This is a genomic window from Yoonia sp. (assembly GCF_017854415.1).
Taxonomy (GTDB): domain Bacteria; phylum Pseudomonadota; class Alphaproteobacteria; order Rhodobacterales; family Rhodobacteraceae; genus Yoonia.
The window spans coordinates 1-1,771 of sequence record NZ_JAFMHR010000234.1 but is presented as its reverse complement, the minus strand read 5'-3'; the positions used below and the strand labels follow the sequence as shown (position 1 = coordinate 1,771).

General features: G+C 36.6%; 1 protein-coding gene. It reads right to left on the bottom strand.

Going from position 1 to position 1,771, the window contains the following annotated elements:
• Positions 1 to 351: 351 nt before the first annotated feature.
• A partial coding sequence (locus QZ197_RS15860) for an AAA family ATPase (RefSeq protein WP_296433199.1) occupies positions 352 to 1,771 on the bottom strand: 1,420 nt, incomplete at its 5' end.

Here is a 1,771-nt window from a genome sequence, read left to right as displayed (position 1 = left end):
GCAATTTTTTCGGCGGGAGTCTCCACCCGCCGTTGCCAATAATAAAAGGTCGCCGCATTGATGTTGCGGGCTTCACAAAAGGCCTTCTTGGTCAGGCCAGACGCCTGCTGCTCTTCCAGGATGCCAGCCCAGTAACGCTGGCGAATCGAATTTTCCATATCTTTGATTTTGACACAAAGATTGGGCGGATATATTCAGTGGGCAAGACGGGGTTGCTCGGACGTTTACAGTGCGCTAGCAAGCTACCGACTAAGTGTTAATGTCTATGGCTACGTGCAGATTGGCGGAGACGAAGTGCATGGCTACGATCCGTCTTGCTTTGGTCCTTTTTTGTTGGCGGAAGTTTTCTTCTCAATATGATAATTTCCAACATCTCTGTAAAGCTTTAAAACAAATATTCATGTCAACTTCAAATTGATTTCTAGATATATTATCTCCAATATGTTTGCTCAACTGAATTTTCTTTTTTCCTGTAAACGTTTTATTTCCGGTTTTATTAACAGCATCTAATTCAGCCTGCGTTTTTCGCCAATTGTTATATGTCGGATCAATTTGATCTGGGTAATATTGTTCTAAATCTCGAACTTCTAAATTAAAGAGTTGATCGTTTTTTACCAGATCTTTGTAATTCTGCTTAAATTGATTTACTCCACCTTCTGTTTGTACACTCGGCATATCAATTAATAGCACAACCTTCTCTCTATATATACTCATATTCAGTGGTATGAATAATTTCTCAATTGCATTTATAGTTCGTTCGGCTTGATCTATGTCCCCAGTAGCTTTAACAATCTGTATTTTTGGCATACTTGGATAAAACCTCCTAATTACACGGGTAAAAAATTCCCATTCACTTTGCCCTTCGACTATAAAAAAATTCTGAGGAAGTAATAAATCTGCTGGACTTCCTCCCAATAAATCAAACACAATAGCTGGTTTATCTAAATCATCCGTGAAAGAAATAATTGTTTCTCCTTCATTTTTTTCTACTTTAAATATTGTTTGCCCTTGATAATTATCAGCAACAAATACGGATGAATGTGTATTTATGAAAACCTGATCATTATTAACTGATAGCTTATGCAAAACATCCTTGAGGTTTCTCTGAGCAGTTGGATGGAGATGTAATTCTGCTTCATCAATAAAAAATAAAAACGTTTTTCCTTCGTCGTTATTTTGTTTTCTAAAGTCGGCATATGCTTGAATTATAGCAAGCATTAATGCCCTTTGCATTCCATCTCCCTTCTCCTCTGCCAATGTTTCAATTCCATCATTTACTGTTGTATCAAAATTTTTCAACAACTCGTCAAAAACGGGAGCTGTTACCTCAAATTTTACTTTTGTACAATCAGGAAATTGCTGCTCCAAATATATTTTAACTTGATTGCCTATATTGTCAAACTCGGTTCGAATCGCAGATTCTTCACTTTCAAATAATGCTGTAAACTTTTCATGAAATTCGATGTATTGCTGATTTCCTTGTAAAATTGCTTCTAGGACTCCTGAAAGCATGATTCCTATTGGAGTGGATTTAGAATACTTTGCTACAGAGTCGTAATATTGCTTAGTATTTACATATTCAAACTTTGGCAGGAAATCATTTAAGGCAGGGTCGAAACCAGTTCCGGGAATGACTTCTACTCCGTTAATTATCATTACTCTTTTTTTAGAATTGCTACTATCACGTCTAAATATAACAGAGTCATTACCATCAAGCGCGTTTTCAATTTTTGTCTTATTGGCTTGATTCTTCATTACAGCCGCACCTTGT